This window comes from Autumnicola patrickiae, from assembly GCF_031846525.1.
Lineage (GTDB): Bacteria > Bacteroidota > Bacteroidia > Flavobacteriales > Flavobacteriaceae > Autumnicola > Autumnicola patrickiae.
Genome location: NZ_JAVRHM010000014.1, coordinates 111114 through 128558 on the forward strand (window position 1 = coordinate 111114; position 17445 = coordinate 128558).

At 37.2% G+C, this 17445-nt stretch carries 16 protein-coding genes and 1 other RNA gene; 7 read left to right on the forward strand and 10 right to left on the reverse strand.

Annotated elements, in window-relative coordinates; all coding sequences use genetic code 11:
- The first annotated feature begins 65 nt into the window (after positions 1-65).
- The gene (locus tag RM549_RS12810) at positions 66-860 is read left to right on the forward strand and encodes a glycoside hydrolase family 16 protein (protein ID WP_311685446.1); all 795 of its coding nucleotides are present in this window, start codon (positions 66-68) and stop codon (positions 858-860) included.
- Here RM549_RS12810 and rnpB read toward each other — a convergent pair.
- Positions 858-1196: RNase P RNA component class A (gene rnpB, locus RM549_RS12815), an RNA gene on the reverse strand. The two genes, RM549_RS12810 and rnpB, sit on opposite strands and share 3 nt — an antisense overlap.
- A 127-nt stretch (positions 1197-1323) precedes the next feature.
- Here rnpB and RM549_RS12820 point away from each other — a divergent pair.
- On the forward strand, positions 1324-3156 hold the full coding sequence (locus tag RM549_RS12820; protein ID WP_311685447.1) for a DNA polymerase III subunit gamma/tau: 1833 nt from the start codon (positions 1324-1326) through the stop codon (positions 3154-3156).
- A 2-nt stretch (positions 3157-3158) separates the two neighbouring features.
- The gene (locus RM549_RS12825) at positions 3159-3740 is read left to right on the forward strand and encodes a MiaE family protein (RefSeq protein WP_311685449.1); all 582 of its coding nucleotides are present in this window, start codon (positions 3159-3161) and stop codon (positions 3738-3740) included.
- Between the two features lie 241 nt (positions 3741-3981).
- On the opposite strand, the gene RM549_RS12830 is transcribed toward RM549_RS12825, so the two are convergent.
- Genes RM549_RS12830 through pdxH form a run of 4 tightly spaced genes read right to left on the reverse strand, consistent with a single transcriptional unit; the run spans position 3982 to position 8110 of the window.
- On the reverse strand, positions 3982-4875 hold the full coding sequence (locus RM549_RS12830) for a Ppx/GppA phosphatase family protein (protein ID WP_311685451.1): 894 nt from the start codon (positions 4873-4875) through the stop codon (positions 3982-3984).
- Positions 4872-6974: a polyphosphate kinase 1 gene (ppk1, locus tag RM549_RS12835; RefSeq protein ID WP_311685455.1), complete on the reverse strand. Its 2103-nt coding sequence runs from the start codon at positions 6972-6974 to the stop codon at positions 4872-4874. Before ppk1 ends, RM549_RS12830 begins: the two co-directional genes overlap by 4 nt.
- A gap of 3 nt (positions 6975-6977) precedes the next feature.
- Positions 6978-7463 (reverse strand): SixA phosphatase family protein, encoded by a 486-nt coding sequence (locus tag RM549_RS12840; RefSeq protein ID WP_311685457.1) that lies wholly within the window; start codon positions 7461-7463, stop codon positions 6978-6980.
- A 2-nt stretch (positions 7464-7465) separates the two neighbouring features.
- Positions 7466-8110, reverse strand: a complete 645-nt coding sequence (pdxH, locus tag RM549_RS12845) for a pyridoxamine 5'-phosphate oxidase (protein ID WP_311685459.1) — start codon at positions 8108-8110, stop codon at positions 7466-7468.
- A gap of 293 nt (positions 8111-8403) precedes the next feature.
- Between pdxH and RM549_RS12850 the strand changes: the two genes are divergently transcribed.
- Positions 8404-8889: a hypothetical protein gene (locus RM549_RS12850; RefSeq protein WP_311685461.1), complete on the forward strand. Its 486-nt coding sequence runs from the start codon at positions 8404-8406 to the stop codon at positions 8887-8889.
- Between the two features lie 94 nt (positions 8890-8983).
- Here the strand turns inward: RM549_RS12850 and RM549_RS12855 are convergent, their stop codons facing one another.
- The 5 genes from RM549_RS12855 to pyrR form a co-directional block, all read right to left on the reverse strand.
- On the reverse strand, positions 8984-9490 hold the full coding sequence (locus RM549_RS12855; protein ID WP_311685462.1) for a CAP domain-containing protein: 507 nt from the start codon (positions 9488-9490) through the stop codon (positions 8984-8986).
- A gap of 169 nt (positions 9491-9659) precedes the next feature.
- Entirely contained in the window at positions 9660-10568 is a 909-nt protein-coding gene (locus RM549_RS12860) for a ribonuclease Z (RefSeq protein WP_311685475.1), read from the reverse strand.
- A 34-nt stretch (positions 10569-10602) separates the two neighbouring features.
- Entirely contained in the window at positions 10603-10935 is a 333-nt protein-coding gene (locus tag RM549_RS12865) for a ribonuclease Z (protein WP_311685463.1), read from the reverse strand.
- Positions 10936-10974: 39 nt separating this feature from the next.
- Positions 10975-11907 carry an aspartate carbamoyltransferase catalytic subunit gene (locus RM549_RS12870; RefSeq protein ID WP_311685464.1) on the reverse strand — a complete coding sequence of 311 codons (933 nt, stop codon included), beginning with the start codon at positions 11905-11907 and terminating at the stop codon, positions 10975-10977.
- 6 nt (positions 11908-11913) lie between these two features.
- A complete protein-coding gene (gene pyrR / locus RM549_RS12875) occupies positions 11914-12453 on the reverse strand; it encodes a bifunctional pyr operon transcriptional regulator/uracil phosphoribosyltransferase PyrR (RefSeq protein ID WP_311685466.1) in 540 nt (179 codons plus the stop codon).
- 197 nt (positions 12454-12650) lie between these two features.
- On the opposite strand from pyrR, the gene RM549_RS12880 reads away from it, so the two are divergent.
- From RM549_RS12880 to RM549_RS12890, 3 genes are all read left to right on the forward strand, one after another.
- On the forward strand, positions 12651-15770 hold the full coding sequence (locus tag RM549_RS12880; protein ID WP_311685467.1) for a PAS domain S-box protein: 3120 nt from the start codon (positions 12651-12653) through the stop codon (positions 15768-15770).
- The gene (locus RM549_RS12885; protein WP_311685469.1) at positions 15757-16149 is read left to right on the forward strand and encodes a response regulator; all 393 of its coding nucleotides are present in this window, start codon (positions 15757-15759) and stop codon (positions 16147-16149) included. The genes RM549_RS12880 and RM549_RS12885 overlap by 14 nt, the downstream gene beginning before the upstream one ends.
- Before the next feature lie 76 nt (positions 16150-16225).
- The gene (locus tag RM549_RS12890; RefSeq protein WP_311685470.1) at positions 16226-16870 is read left to right on the forward strand and encodes a DsbA family oxidoreductase; all 645 of its coding nucleotides are present in this window, start codon (positions 16226-16228) and stop codon (positions 16868-16870) included.
- Positions 16871-17445 lie beyond the last annotated feature (575 nt).

Below are 17445 nucleotides of genomic sequence, written 5' to 3' on the forward strand. Positions count from 1 at the left end.
TTTCCAACACATATTACCCATATCTTTTAATGATTTTAAAATCTCCCATAATTTTTGTTTTCCTAATGACGACATTTGGTGCGGTTTCTCAAGATAGTAAATTTGAATTAACTTTTTCTGAAGAGTTTAATTACAGAGGACTTCCCGATCCTGAAAAATGGAGTTTTGAAGAAGGTTTTGTCAGAAATATGGAACCACAATACTACACCAAAGAACGTCGTAAAAATGCAAGGGTTAAAAATGGAAATCTTATAATTGAAGGGCGGAAAGATCAGATTAGAAATGATTTTCATGAAGAAGAAAGCACCCACTGGCGTACGAGCCCCAAAAAAACCAAATATACCTCTGCGAGCATTAATACGCTCGGCAAGTTTGGTTTTAAGTATGGAAGAGTTCGTGTACGTGCAAAACTTCCACAGGGACAGGGGGTGTGGCCGGCAATATGGATGCTTGGAACAGATGTAAATGAAGTGGAATGGCCATATTCCGGAGAAATAGATATCATGGAATTTGTGGGAAAAGATAACAACCATATCCATGGCACTGTTCATTATCCTGCAGATAATAAGGTACAGTATGACTCGGATGGAGAAAAATTATTTGTTCCTGATCTTCATAAAGATTTTCATGTCTACGGCATTAACTGGACAGAAGATAAAATTGAATTTCTTATTGATAATGAACTCTACCACACCTTTAACATAGAAGATGCGGGGAGTATGGCGTATATCTTTAGGAAACCTTATTACTTACTTTTAAACCTTGCTCTTGGTGGTGGCTGGGCAGGAGAACTGAATGAGTCTATTCTTCCGCAGCAATTTTTAATAGATTATGTAAGGGTTTACCAGGAAAAAGAATAAAAAAGCAGGTCTGTAAGCCGGATTCTGTGCGTTCCGAATAAATCGGAAGCCCTTGTCATTTATCTGAAGTTCCTGTTACCAAAAACCTTTAGCTGCCTACCCTCCGGAAGCAGACGGGCCATCTGCAGTACCGGTTTACATGGCATTGCACCGCATAGAGTTTACCTGGTTTCACTACAGCATTACCTGTACATTCTTTCTGTTGCACTTGTCCTAACCTCACGGCCGGTGGGCGTTACCCACTATGCTGCCCTATGGTGTCCGGACTTTCCTCTCAACCTCGCATTTCCGGATTAAACCGAAAACAATAGATCAAGCGACAAGGCGACCTGCTTTGGCGCAAAGATACTGTAATTTAACCGGAAACAATTGTTGATTTTTCCTTTGCTTTTGTTCAAAAATAAAAGGAACTAACATAGAACTTAGGCTTGTGATTTTTATATTTGTTGTTCAATAAAATTTGATGGAGCATTTTGTAGTATCAGCCAGGAAATACCGGCCTCAAACCTTTAAGGATGTTGTGGGCCAGCAGGCCATTACCAACACTTTGTCCAATGCTATACAACACAACCATCTTGCGCAGGCATTGCTTTTTACCGGTCCCCGTGGCGTGGGCAAGACCACCTGTGCCCGGATTTTGGCAAAAATGATCAACCAGGATGAAAACCATGCTCCAGATGAGGATTTTGCTTTCAACATTTTCGAGCTGGATGCCGCCTCCAACAACTCTGTAGACGATATTCGTAATTTAATAGACCAGGTTAGGATTCCGCCGCAGGTTGGAAATTATAAAGTCTATATTATTGACGAGGTGCACATGCTTTCTGCTTCGGCTTTTAATGCTTTCCTTAAAACTTTGGAAGAACCTCCGAAACATGCAATTTTTATACTTGCTACTACAGAAAAGCACAAAATAATTCCTACGATTCTTTCCCGGTGTCAGATTTTCGACTTTAAGAGGATTGGAGTTACCGACGCTAAAAATTATCTCGCTTATATTGCTGAACAGGAAGGCGTGGTTGCCGATGAAGATGCGCTGCAAATTATTGCTCAGAAAGCAGATGGAGCAATGCGGGATGCGCTCTCCATCTATGACCGTGTAGTAAGTTTTAGCGGAAAAGAACTTACCCGGCAGGCCGTAACAGAGAACCTGAACGTGCTGGATTACGACACGTATATGAAGGTGACAGACCTTATCCTGGAAAATAATATTCCCGGGCTACTGGTCGCTTATAATGAGATTTTATCCAGTGGGTTTGACGGCCATCACTTCATTGCAGGGCTCGCTTCCCATTTCAGGGACTTGCTTGTTTGCAAAGATCAGAAAACAATTTCGCTGCTGGAAGTCGGGGAACAGACAAAAACAAAATATTTCGAGCAATCACAAAAAACTTCCCTTCAGTTTTTACTGGAAGGGATAAACCTCGCAAACGACTGCGATTTAAAGTACAAAAGCAGCCGAAACCAGCGTCTTCTGGTGGAATTATGCCTTATGCAGCTCGCCTCTATCACTTTTGATGGAGAAAAAAAAAAGTCTGAACGGCGTATAATTCCTGCAACTCATTTTGAAAACGCACCTTCTCCCCTTTCTTCAGAAGAAAGGAATCTTATTCAAAATAACGAGTATGCGTCAAATGATGCTGTAGCCCCCAAAGAATCGCAGCTCCCGTCAGGCAAAAACAAAACCGAAAACGGAGCTTGTGAACCTGTAAAAGAGAATCCGGAGTACTATTCAGATCAAAGTCCTGCAGAAGAACCCGAGCAGAAGAAGCCTGCTATGTCGCCTCCTGTCGCTGCAAAAACTAATGCAGAGCCGGTAAATGACCCTTCTATAAAAAAAGAAAAAGTATCGGGACTATCATTAAAAAGTATCCGGGCCAAAAAAGAAATTGCAGCCAAACAGCAGGCAAATGTTCCTGCCGAGAAGGAAATGACGAGCGGATTTTCTGAAACTCAGCTGCAAATGGCCTGGAACGAGTATGTGCAAAGACTGAAGAAAAGCGGAGAAAAAATTCTTGCTTCAATTCTAGAAACAGATCTGCCCAAACTGAAGGAAAAAGAGATTATCATTGAGCTTCCTGCCGAAACCATGAAGATTGACCTGGAAAGAGCTCAAAATAAATTGATGGGATTTTTGAAGAACAAGCTCCATAATTCCCAAATATCGCTCACTATTTTGGTTAACGAAAGCACTGCCAAGAAATTCGCTTTTACACCTATGGAAAAATATAATAAGCTGAAGGAAAAAAATCCTTTAATTGACAAACTGAGATCAACTTTTGATTTAGATGTATAACTATGTTAGGATTAAAATTACCAACAGATCCAAGATGGGTCGATATTGCCGAAAAAAATATAGAAGAAATTCTTGTTGACCATGCTTATTGCGAACAAAAAGCAGCATCCACAGCAATTTCTTTAATTGTTACCTATCCTGAATATTCAGAACTTGTAACAGCAATGACTGCTTTAGCAAGGGAAGAAATGGGACATTTTAAAATGGTTCACGACAGGATCCTGAAGAGAGGACTTATAATGGGCCATGACAGAAAGGACGAATATGTGATTCAACTGCGGAGTTTTTTTCCCAAAGGAGGAAGCCGTGCAACCCAACTGGTACACAGGTTATTAATTGCAGGTTTAATTGAAGCCAGAAGTTGCGAACGTTTCCGGTTGCTTTCAGAAAAACTGGAAGACAAAGAACTTGCCGAATTTTACCGTAGCTTAATGGTAAGTGAGGCTAACCATTACACGATGTTTCTTCAATTTGCAAGAAAATACGGGGATCGTGAAATTGTAGACCAAAAATGGCAGGATCTGCTCGAATTTGAAGCTGAAGTAATGAAAGATCTTGGAAAAAAAGAAAGCATTCACGGGTAATCTTATAAAACTTTTCGTTCCCCAGTATAAAGGAGCTTCAAAAATTGCAATTTTCGATCTCCAGGTAATTTATAGGCACAAATTGGGTTTTTCCCGCTGATTATCGCTGCCAGAAATCCGAAAAAAAATTATAAATTATAGCTGATTACAAGTAAATATCAAGGTTTTTATTGCCGACTGCTTCAGTATATCGAAAATTGGCAAATTCGTACCTTCTCTTGATTTTGATTCCTTACAACAACTAACTCTGATTCTCATTATATAACGATTTAATGATCCCATCAGAAAGACCAATTTTTGGAACATAAATCTGATTTGCTTTAGCCCATCTCATAGAATTTACATAAATCTTGGATGCAGGAATGATAACATCTGCCCTATCGCTTTTAAGATCCAGCTCTGTAATCCTTTCTTCGTAGGTGTAAGAGTTGATCAATTCATCATATTTCTTCAGATAAGCCAGACTTAAAGGTTTACCTTCTTTCTTTCCACTGGTCTTAAAGATGTTGTTTATGTTACCGCCGGAGCCAATAAGATCTATATCATTAAATCCTTTTGTAGTGTCCTTCACCCAGCTTTCCATTTCTTTCCAGGTACTGTTTTTCACCAAATCGTTTAGCAACCTAACTGTACCGACTTTAAAGGATTTTGAAGCCACAGTCTTGCCGTTACTGTAGAGAGTATACTCAGTACTACCTCCACCAACATCTACATAAAGATAATTACAGTCATTTTGAATAAGCGCATGCAAATCTGTAGCTGCAATAATGGCTGCTTCGTGATTTCCATCTATTATTTCTATGTCCACACCTGTCTTTTCCCGGATCATTTCAGTTACTTTCTCTCCATTTTCCGCTTCTCTCATTGCTGAAGTCGCACAGGCTTTGTACTTCTCCACGCCATGGGATTTCATCAAAAGATCAAAAGCCTCCATAGTATCCAACATGCGGGAGATATTCCTTTCCGAAATATTTTTCTTCAGAAAAACATCAGCTCCCAAGCGGATTGGTACCCGCACGAGGGAAGTTTTTCTAAAATTTGCCTCCTGTCCTTCTCTCTCTGTAATAGTTGATATCAATAACCTTACGGCATTGGAGCCAATATCTATTGCTGCGTAGTTTTTTTGTGTAATCACCCTGTTATTGTTTCAATTTTTTTTAAATAATAATCATATAGTGCGAACTGGGAACGCAAAGGAGGCTTCTCATCCTTTCTCCGCTTGTTAGTTTGTTCCCCGTCAAAAATCCTCGCTTTTACATTATCCTTCCAGCTTATTTCAAAAGTTTCCAGGATCTCCTTCTTAATATCCTCATCGTAAATAGGACAGGAAATCTCCACCCTTTGATCCATATTTCTCGTCATCCAATCTGCTGAAGAAATATAAACCTTTGGATTTCCGGAATTTTCAAAAATGTATAACCGGGGATGTTCTAAAAATTTATCCACTATACTTATAGCTTCAATATTTTCACTCATTCCTTTCACTCCTGGAATTAAACAGCAGATTCCGCGAACTATAAGTTTAATTTTAACCCCGGCGGAACTGGCCTGATATAGCTTATCGATCATTTTGTAATCTGAAAGACTGTTAAGCTTCAGTTTTATTTCAGCATAAACACCTTTTTTAGCTGCGTCTATTTCTCTTTGAATAAGTCCCATTAGAGCCGTTCGTGTATAATGTGGAGAAACTAAAAGATGCTTGTATTTATTAACTTTATAATTGGTTTCGAAAAAGTCGAAAACCTTATTTACCTCTTTCAGAATTTCGGGATCTGCAGTAAAGAGTGTATAATCCGTGTAGACCCTTGAAGTGGATTCATTAAAATTTCCGGTACTTAAAAATCCGTAACGGCGTGTCTTCCCTTCCTCTTCCCTTTCTATAACACAGGCTTTACAATGTACTTTAAGACCCGGAACACCAAAAATGAGGTTTACACCTTCCTGCTGCATTTGCTCTGCATAACGTATGTTTGCCACTTCGTCGAATCTGGCTCTTAATTCTATTTGTACTGTTACTTTTTTCCCATTTTTTACCGCATTTATCAAGGAGCTCGCGATATGGGAAATTTTCGCCAGCCTGTAAATGGTAATTTTTATGGTTTTTACCTTAGGATCTAACGCTGCTTCCCTTAAAAATTTAACCGTATAGGAAAAGGTCTGGTAAGGTGTATATAAGAGAAAATCTTTTTCAGCAATACCCGAAAGAAGACTCGCTTGTAATATAAGTCCGGGAATAGGAAGGGGATCACGTACTTCGTAGTATAATTCTCTGGGGCCTAAACTGGGAAAATTCATGTAATCTCTCCTGTTGTGGTATCTCCCGCCGGGAATAATACTATCTGTAGAATCAATTCCCATTTTATTCATAAGGTAAGTAAGGGTATCTTCGTCAATGTTCATATCGTAAACAAAACGTACAGGATCTCCCTTAATTCTATCCTTAACACTGCTAGAAATTTTGTCTATAAAACTTTTACTCAAGTCACTTTCAATATCCAACTCAGCATCCCTTGTTATTTTGATCATATGAGCTGTAATACTCTCATAGTCGAAAATATTAAAAATCCGGTTCAGATTAAATCTTATAAGATCGTCGAGCAATATGATATATTGCTTGCCTTCCTCCTCAGGAAGTACCACAAAACGTTCAATACTCTTTGGAATTTCAATGAGAATGTATTTCTTTTCCTTAACCGAACGATCGATAAGCTGAGTAATTCCGTGCTTTGGCACCTCTTCTTCCATCACCATTTTCACCGCCAGATAAGCCGCACTATCCTTTAAACTCGGTATTTCCGGAAGATCATTTAGAATGATTGTAACCAATGCCGGACTCACTTTTGAAAGAAAGAATTCTTTAATAAATTCCTCCTGAGATTCTGAAACCTCATTTTCCTTAATAATATTTATATTATGCTGTCTAAGCCGTGTCTGGATATCATCAAGAATTTTTAAACTCTCTGATTGTTGGCGGATAACTATTTCGGTAATTTTTTCCAGCAACTTACTTGCCTTTATCCCTCCAAGAGCACTTTTACCTGCTTTCCCTGCCAGGTCAATTCGTTTGACAGTAGCGTATCTTACTTTAAAAAATTCATCCAGGTTATTCGAAAATATTCCTAAAAACCGAAGTCTTTCTATCAGTGGAACTGTCTCGTCTTCAGCTTCCTGAAGCACTCTTGAGTTGAATTGTAACCAGCTAAGCTCCCTGTTAATATATCTCTTATTCAACATAAATTATCTTAAATTCTTAGGAATTAAAGTTATAATGGTTTTTCCGTCTTTAATGTTTTTCCATTCATGATTTTCAAAATCTATAACGCAAAGTCCGGTTGTAGGAAGGTTCTCCAGGTTTTTATCACCCAAGGTATTTACCGTATTGGTCATAGCAGGATTATGACCAAAGACCATTAATTTATCCACCGTATCTGGACAGGACTTTATAATTTCCATGAGCTCTTTAGCATCAAAAGTGTAAAGATCCTGCCGGACCAAAAAATTTTCATCTGATATTTCCAGAGTATCTTTAAACATCTTCGCTGTCTCCAGTGCCCGCACTGCCGGGCTACTCCAAACCTTAACGGGAGGTGAATAGAATTCTTTAAAAGTTTTTGAAACCTTATTTCCATCTCTATAACCCCTTTTCTTTAAAGGTCTCTCGTGATCGGGAAGGTCTTGTTTCCAGGATGATTTACCGTGTCTTACCAAAATTAATCTCTTCATAACTATGGTGCTAAACGTTCAACCTTCCATTTTTCTTCTATTTTAGAAAATAATATTCTATCGTGTAGGCGATTCTTCCTACCCTGCCAAAACTCGTAGCTTTCAGGAGAAACATTATAACCTCCCCATTCTTCGGGTTTTGGAATTGTTTGTCCCTCAAATTGTCTGGTAAGATTTTCTATCTTTTCTTCAAGTTCTTCCCTAGATGATATTTGCTCACTTTGGTTGGAAGCTAAAGCACCTAATTGACTACCCCTGGGCCTGGAATAAAAATATTTAGAAGAATCCTCTTCTGTAGTTTTTGTTGCAACACCTTTAATAATTACCTGCCGCTCCAGATTCGGCCAGAAAAAAGAAAGGCAAACATTTGGATTTTCCTGAATAGCAATTCCCTTTTCAGATTTATAATTAGTGTAAAAAGTAAATCCGTTTTCGTTATACTTTTTTAACAGGACAATTCGATTTTTTGGAAATCCATCCTTTCCAATTGTTGATAAGTTCATGGCATTTGCTTCATCTACCCTATCATCTTTTTCTGCCTCCACAAACCATTCTTCAAATAACAAAATTGGGGAAACCGGAATAACGGTATCTGAGAGTTCAAACTTTTCATAAGATTTTCTGTAATCCTGAAGGTCTTTTTCCATCTTAAAAGCTTTTCTGCAATTTAAGGGTTTTGCGGCGAAGTAAAAATTGGAATAAGAAACTTTAATACATATTATTTACCATCAAAAGCTACACAAAAGACGTCGGTTGAACCTAAATAAAAGTTAAAGATTAGCCTTTCATCGAGACAAATTTACCTTACATCTATAAGACCTACGGCATTGGCAATTAAACAGTTTTTTATACTTAAATTAGCACTAATCTTAGTTCTTCCCCGGAATTTAAGAGCGCTTAACCTACTACTTAAAATGTTTTATACAAAAAAAGTAGTACAATGTCCAGAAATAAATACGGTAAAAAATCAAGGAATAACTTTTTCAACCTTCTCTTATTAATTTCAATTGTAGGAATTACTGCCAGTTGTTCTGTTCCTGCTATGACAAATCCAGATAGTTATCAAAGAAAACATGAAGTTTTCGCTGTCGATTTTAATCCATCAAACCTAAATAATATAGAAATTTCTAAGATGGATGAGGGTACCTGGATAGAAATGGGTCAAGTTAAAAATGGTCAAAATTCCAAGTATTCCATTAGTATTGAAGATGACCACCTAATAGTGACTGCCAATGAAACTCCAATGGATGTTCCTAATTATAAAACCTGGCTTAATTATGCCATGGAAGAACTAGGTTATACCACAAGTTCACCTTATGATGTTTTCGATACTGTAGAAGAAGGTTGGATTTATTCAATTGATTTAGAAGAATTCCCTCTTGTGGAAGCAGAAGAACATCGCATGATAATGTACGAGAACAAATAAATGTCGTCTAAACTGTAATATTTTTTCACTTAAAATTGACAAAAAAAAAGCCTGGTTTCTAACCCAGGCTTAACTAACAACAATAAATCTACACTTATTTTTTCAAGAAAATATTTGTAAAATAATTCCTGTTTTCCACATCTTCTTTAATCGAAATCCCAAAGTGGGTGTAATCCCCCACTATATTATCTCTGTGAGCTTCACTATTTAACCAGGCTTTAAAGACCGCATCTGCAGATCGGTAACCAAAAGCCACATTTTCACTTACTGCTATGGCACCTGCTGTTTGCACGAGATTACTGAATCTGTCTGGAAAATGGTCATGGCTAACTTCGCCAACTTCTATCATATAATCTGTATGATCCTCAGCTTGCTGGGAAGCTTCAGTAAGAGGCACTAATTTCTCCAGCCCCAACTCTAATCTATAAATATTTATTTTGTCCAGAACTTCCAACTCAATTTCCGTATAAACAATCTCCTCCAAATCCTGTGATACCGGATCGTAACCTTCTACATCTTCTTCCAAAGTATCCTTACTGCAAGACACAATAGTCATAGCGCAAAAGAATAAAAATAAAAATTTAAATATAATTTTCTTCATGGCTCCTTCCTCAATTAAAAGGTAAAAGTACTAATAATATCGGTAAAATACATAATAACCACAAAATACTATCATTGTCTGTTAATATTTCTACTATAATGAAAGAAGAAACCTACAATAAGCGTGAGAAGCTACTGCTAGAATATTTAAGAAAGAAGAATTAAAATATTTATTCAAACAGGAATATCTTACCATCATCTGAAAGCTCACAATTGGGAAAAATCTCTGATGCTTCTTCCCTAAATTTATCAAGATCAGGATAACGGGTTGAGTAATGCCCAAGAAGAAGTTTGGAAACCTGTGCTTCTTTTGCTATAGTAGCAGCTTGTTTGGCTGTAGAATGTTTTGTAGGTGCCGCAAGCTCGTGCTTATCCTCTAGAAAAGTAGATTCATGGTAAAGCACTGTAGACCCTTTTATTTGTGGGATAATCTCAGGGTAAAAAACCGTATCGCTGCAATAAGCATAACTTTTAGGTGCTGCCGGATCTGTCGTGACTTCTTCATTTTTAATAAGTTCCCCTTCTTCAGATATTACATCTTTCCCTTTTTTCAGGCTGTTGTACAGACTTACATCAATATTAAGACTCTCTGCTCTACCAATAATTAGTTTCCTATCTCCCGGTTTCTCTTTAAAAAGAAAACCGTTTGTATAAATTCTATGATTTAATGGAATAGTTTCCACAGAAACTTTGGAATCTTCATACAGGACTTCAGGAGATTTACTTTCCAGCTCATGAAAGTAAAGCGAATAATTTGTCCAGGAGTTTGAAAGTTTTAACTGAAGGGTAATTATTTCCTTAATTCCCTTTGGACCATACACGTGAAGGTCTGTTTCCCGGTTCAAAAGGCGAAAAGTAGAGATTAAGCCTACCAGACCAAAGCAGTGATCTCCATGAAGATGGGAAATAAATATGTGCTGAATCTTAGAAAATTTAATCTTATTCTTTCTCAGTTGCACCTGGGTACCCTCCCCACAATCAATTAAAAAAAGATGATTTTTAATTTCTAAAACCTGAGAAGTTGGATTGGTAAAGGTTCGTGGAGTGGCAGCATAGCATCCCAGAATAGTAAGTTTCATCATAATATAAATCCATACATCTTAACAGAATGTCTTAAAAACCCAAATCCCTCTGAACTTCCTCCATTTGTATCACATCCTCGGCTTCCTGTAATGTAGGCACCACCATTAATTCTTCCGGAACTTTATCCATATGCAAAGCATTATTTACAATTACAAAAGATCGCTTGCCATTCTTATGTACATTAGACAATTCCAGAAACCCTAAAATTTCATCCAGCTGGAGTTCTGTATATTCCTCTAAATTTACAACCACATTTTTCTTCCGGAAATCATTATGATGTGTGGTAAGATAAGAGGTGAATTCTGTTATGGAATCCTGATCATTCTCAATCAGGAGATAATTGTTTTTTTCTATAGTTTTCATAATTCTTTTTGAGCCTAAAGTTAAAAAAGACTCAGGACTTTATTGCTCTATTTTTGAAGCAAGTAAATAAATAACAGCCATTCTAACTGCAACTCCGTTTTGAACCTGATCAAGAATTATAGCCTGCTTAGAATCTGCAACATCACTTGTAATTTCCACTCCTCTGTTTATGGGGCCGGGATGCATCACCACAATTTCCTTGTTTAAATTTTCCAGAATCTTTCTGTTTAAGCCGTATTGCTGGATATACTCACGGGTACTGGGGAAATAACTTATATCCATTCTTTCATTTTGTACCCGCAACATATTGGCAACATCACACCATTCCAAAGCAGCTTTAAGGTTTCCCTCCACCTTTACTCCCAACGATTCTATATGCTTAGGAATAAGGGTTTTGGGACCACAAACTTTAACTTCAGCCCCCAGAAGTTTTAATGCAAAAATGTTTGAAAGAGCCACCCGACTATGGAGTATGTCTCCCACTATTACAACTTTCTTTCCATTTACAGAGCCCAGTTTCTCCCTGATGGAATAACAATCAAGCAAAGCCTGGGTTGGATGCTCATGGGCACCGTCACCTGCATTTATAATTCTTGCATTAACGTGTTTGGATAAAAAAATGCCTGCTCCGGGATTGGGATGTCTCATTACCACCATATCTACTTTCATAGAAAGTATGTTATTAACAGTATCTATAAGAGTCTCACCTTTTTTAACAGAAGATGACGCTGCAGAGAAATTGATTATATCTGCACTTAAGCGCTTTTCTGCAAGTTCAAAAGAAAGTCGTGTACGGGTACTGTTTTCAAAAAATAGATTGGCTATGGTAATATCTCGAAGGGAGGGAACTTTTTTGATGGGCCGGTTGATCACTTCCTTAAAATGATCTGCTGTTTTAAAAATTAATTCAATATCTTCTTTATCAAGATATTTTATCCCCAGTAAGTGATCCACACTTAATTCGCTCCTCATTTTCTTCTATTTTGAAATCAGGTAAACAACATCTTCTCCTTCATTTTCCTTCCAGTTTACTTTTACTTTTTCTTCATTTATTGCATCTACCTGTCTGCCATTATAATCTGGTTGTATAGGTAAGTGCCTGCTAAATCTTCGATCAATAAGAGTTAGTAACTCAATTTCCCTTGGCCTTCCAAAGGATTGAATTGCCGTTAGAGCACTTCTTATACTTCTGCCGGTATAAAGAACATCATCTATAAAAACAACCCTCTTATCCTCTACTACAAATTCAATCCTTGTTTTATTAGCCTCAAGTGGTTTTTCCCCCCGTCTAAAATCATCACGGTAAAAAGTAATATCCAGTTGACCAGACTTAACATTTTTAATATTAAACTCCTTCTTCAATATTTCTTCTATTCTGGCCGCAAGAAAAACTCCTCTAGGTTGAATACCTATTAAAACAGTATTTTCAAAAGTGGTATGGTTTTCTACTAACTGGCAGGCCAAACGATGTAATATGATGTCTATCTCTCTGAAACCTATTAAGATTTTTTGACCCATATATCTTTTAGATGAAGTAATTTAAAAACAAAAGTAATATTTTTTTTCTTCCGAGTCCAGATATAGAACACTAAAGATAATGCCGGCCTAGCTATCTGAAGAAATAAACTTTTATTCAGTTTTCAGCATTTAAATTTACTGTTAAGAGAAAGTTAATTCCCTCCAAATGCTTACCTTTATGTTTTAAAAAATTTTGCATGAGAGCGAGGTCCCCTAATGGTCAGAAGGCACCTAAATCCTCCAATAATGATGAGGAACAACAGAGAATTGTAAAAGATGTCCTCTACCAAAATGTCAGACAGAATAAATCTGTTTTCGATTTTATTCAGGAGTACTCACCTGATGGTATCTGGGTAATTGATCCCGCTAATCCAGATATTCACTGGATGAATCCAAAATTATCCAACCTTCTCGGGTTAAACAAAGAACATCCAAAAGAGAATTTTTCCTGGAAATCCTTTATTCCTGCTGAAGAGCTGCCCAAGGTCGAAAATTGGCAAAATATAACAGCTATTAAAAATTCAGAAATTATAAAATTTCAGAATACTGCAGGATACTTCATTTGGATGAAATGTCACACCCTACTAATAAATGAGGAAAAAAAAAGGCCCCTGCTCCTTATAGGTTTTACAGATGTAACAAAATTTCAGAATAATTACCCGCTCATGCAGGAGCTTAAGAGATATGAACATATCATCGAAGGCACAAATATTGGCACGTGGGAATGGAATGTGCAAACAGGAGAAGCTAATTTTAATGAGCAGTGGGCAAACGTGCTGGGATATACTTTAGAAGAAATCCAGCCTACCACACCCGAGACATGGCAAAAGTTTGCGCATCCTGAAGATATGGAAAAGTGCAACTACCTCTTTAAAGAACATTTTGCTGGTATAAATGACTTCTATGAAAGTGAATGCCGAATGAAAAACAAAGCCGGGGAATGGATTTGGGTACTGGACAAAGGCAAAGTAGTTAGCTGGACTGAAGATGGTAAACCGGAATGGATGACTGGATTCCATGAAGAAATTACTCAAAGAAAAAAAGAGTTTGAAAGAAACAGACTCTTTATAGATCAGGCCCCCAGCGCAATTGCCATGTTTGATAAAAGCATGAATTACCTTGCAGCTTCCCAAAAATGGCTTCAGGACAATAAAATTGAAGCACACGAGCTCATAGGAAAATGTCACTATGAACTTTTTCCACATATCAGGGAAGAGTGGCGCAAGATTCATAGCCAGGCTCTGGAAGGTGCTGTGAGAAAAAGTGAAGAAGATTGGTATATAGATGAGAATGGAAATGAGAAGTGGTTAAGCTGGGAAGTAAGACCGTGGTATAATAATAACAACCAGATTGGTGGTATTATAATGCATACCAACGATATTACTGCTTTAAAATCGGCCGAAAAGGAAAATATTGAAAAGCAGGTTTTAATGCAAACAATTCTGGACAATGTAGAAGTTGGTATAATTTCCTCTGACAAAGATGGACAACTGACTTCCTTTAATAAAGCCACAAAAAAATGGCTGGGAATTCCTCTTGATAATAATTCAACTTCAGAATATCCCACATTCTATGAACTTTTTAGACCGGATGGTAGTGAAGCTTTAAAAAAAGAAGAGTATCCACTACAAAAAACTTTACGAAAAGGAATAGTTGAGAATGAAGAAATTCTTGTCAAACAACGTAACGGTAATTATAAAGTTGTAAGTGTAAACGGCTCCCGGTTAACAGATCTTAATGGTAATGTTCATGGTGCTGTTATTGCCCTCCAGGATATTACCACCAGGAAAGAGACAGAAGATAAACTAAGGATTAGTGAAGAGGCTTTTAGAGGGAATTTCGAAAATGCCGCCATAGGAATGGCAATTCTGGACTCAAAAGGAGAATGGCTTGAGGTGAACAACATGCTTTGCAAGATAATGGGCTATACTTCAGAAGAGTTTAAAAAAGTGGCATTTCGTGATATTACCCATCCCGAGGATTTAAATGTTGATCTTAAACTCCTGCAGGAACTCTACGCCAATAAGAGATCTTTCTACCATATGGAGAAGCGTTACTACCACAAAAAGGGACATATAGTCCATGTGGTAATTTCAGTTTCACTGGTGAGGGATAAGAATAAAAACCCGCTTTACTTTATTTCTCAAATTACAGATATTAGCCGAAGGAAAATAGCTGAACAAAAACTTAAAGAAGCACTTGCCCAATTAAAAGGAATTTTGGAAGCCAGTAGCCAGGTAAGTGTAATTAGCACCAATACAGATGGAATTATCACTAACTTTAATCGTGGTGCCGAGAATCTTTTGGGATATTCCAGAATAGAAATGGAAGGAAAAAAATCCTTTACCCTTCTTCACCTTCCGGAAGAACTTGCCGAAAGGAGTAAAGAACTTAGCGCCCACTTCAAGCAGGAAATTTCAGGTTGGGGAGTTTTTGCCGCGCTTGCAAAAAGAGGAGAATATGACACCCATGAGTGGACCTATGTGAGAAAAGATGGCACTTATTTTCCTGTTCAGCTTACGTTTACAGCCATACGGGATAAAAAAGAAATCATTGGTTACCTTGGTGTTGCGGCAGATATAAGTGAGATTAAAAAGGTGGAACAGGAGATTAAATCCTTACTTGATGTTACAAAAGATCAAAACCAGCGCCTCAGGAATTTTGCACACATTGTTTCCCACAACCTCCGCTCCCATTCTGGGAATTTTGGAATGCTACTGGACCTTTACAAACAGGATCATCCAGAATCTGCAGAAAATGAAATCATCAGCTTACTGGGTACGGCTTCAGAAAACTTAAAAGAAACCGTAGCCCATCTTAATGAGGTTGTTTTAATGAACACAAAAGTAGCAGAAAATTTACTTCCTATAAATCTTAACAGTGCTGTAAACAAAGCTACCAAGAACGTTTCTGCACTTTCAAAAGAAGTGAATTTAAAGATTATTAATGAAATAGATGCCGACTGGGAAATTCTGGGTATTCCAGCTTATATAGACAGTATTCTGCTCAATTTTCTTACCAACGGGATCAAGTACAGATGTCCGGAAAAGGAAAGTTATATCAAACTTTCAGCAAAGAAGAAGAATGAATTTATAATACTCAGTATTGAAGATAATGGTCTGGGAATAGACCTTCAAAAATACGGAAGCAAATTGTTCGGAATGTACAAAACTTTCCACCGCCACAAAGATGCGCGGGGAATAGGGCTTTTTATAACGAAAAACCAGATTGAGGCTATTGGCGGAAAAATAGAAGTAGATAGCAAAGTTGGTAAGGGAACAAAATTTAAATTATATTTAAAGAATGAAGAAAATTGATCTTGCCTGTATAATTGATGATGATCCTATTTTTGTCTTTGGAGCAAAAAAAATTATGCAATTCGCCGATTTTTGCAACAGTTTTATGGTTTACCATAACGGCGAAGAAGCCATTAAAGGATTAAAATCCATTATTCTAGCCAAAGAAAAACTACCAGATATCATTCTTCTCGATTTAAATATGCCTATTATGGATGGATGGCAGTTTTTAGATGAATTCACTCAAATTCCAACTGAAAATGAAATCACGATTTACATTGTGACTTCTTCTATAGACCCTGAAGACGTTAATAGAGCCAAAACCTACAACAGGATCACCAATTACCTCGTAAAGCCAATCTCTATTGAAGATTTGAGAAAAGCGCTTCAGGAAGGATAAAACGGGAAAGATTTAATTTAAAATTAGGAATCGATAAAATATGCCGAAGCTTTTTCTTCGAAAGAAATTAAAAATTATGATACAGGTAGATATATGGTCAGATGTTCGATGCCCTTTTTGTTATATCGGAAAGCATAGATTTGAAGCCGCTTTGGTAAAATTTTCTCATAGAAAACAGGTAAGAGTCGAGTGGCACAGCTTCCAGCTTGATCCTGCAATCGAGACGCAACCGGAAATTTCAACTTTGGATTATTTTGTAAAGGCGAAAAATGTGTCTAAAGATCAGGCAAAAGAAATGTTTGATGGTGCACGTAAAATGGCTTCAGAAACCGGGCTGGAAATGGACCTGGAAAATTCTGTGGTAGCAAATTCTTATAAAGCTCATCTTCTTATCCAATTGGCAAAAACAAAAAATGTAGCAAATCAAATGGAAGAAGCCCTTTTTGAAGCACATTTCCAAAAAGCCAAAAATATTGATGATAACGAAGTGTTAGTAGAAATAGCCACATCTGTCGGTATAAGTGAAACGGAAGCAAAAGATGCCTTAAATTCTTCAGATTTTGCTGCTGCGGTAAAAGAAGATGAGCTGCAAGCACAAAAAATCGGGGTCAGAGGTGTACCTTTTTTTGTTTTCAACAATAAATATGCGGTTTCCGGAGCTCAGTCTTCAGAATCTTTCCTGGAAGTATTGGAAAAAGTATGGCAGGAAACTTCAGCCTAAATTTTAAGCTGCTTCCTGATCCTTTGCTCAAATAAAGCACGAAAATTGATAAATTCCGGCATCGACTTTATATACTACCACTGGAACATTTCTTATAGTTTAGGATAAGTGTAATCGAAGCCCATTTTTACTTTTATTATCTATTTTTACAAATAATGACCGACAAAAACCGGATGAAGTACGAAAATTGGCAATTTTCAGCATTGACTTTCTTGAAACTACCTGTCACGTCGAGCGAAGTCGAGACGTTATTTGCCCTCCTCTAAAATGAAGCACGAAAATTGGTAAATTTTGGTATTAAGTTTTTATAGGTCTTTTCAAAGTGTAAAAAAACGATATTATAAAAGTAGTCGCGATAAGCTCTGGCTGACAGAAGCTGAATGAATCACAAAAATCGGCAAATTTCGGCATTGACTTAAAAATTTTATTTTCAGAATTCCTTACAGTGTACTGAAGTGAGATTTCTGTCTTAGCCTTCGACAAGCTTTGGCCGACAAGCTATGGTTGAGAAAAAAATACGATCAGAAACAAAAAAAGCTCCTTAGTAAACTAAGGAGCTTTTCTTTTGTATAAAC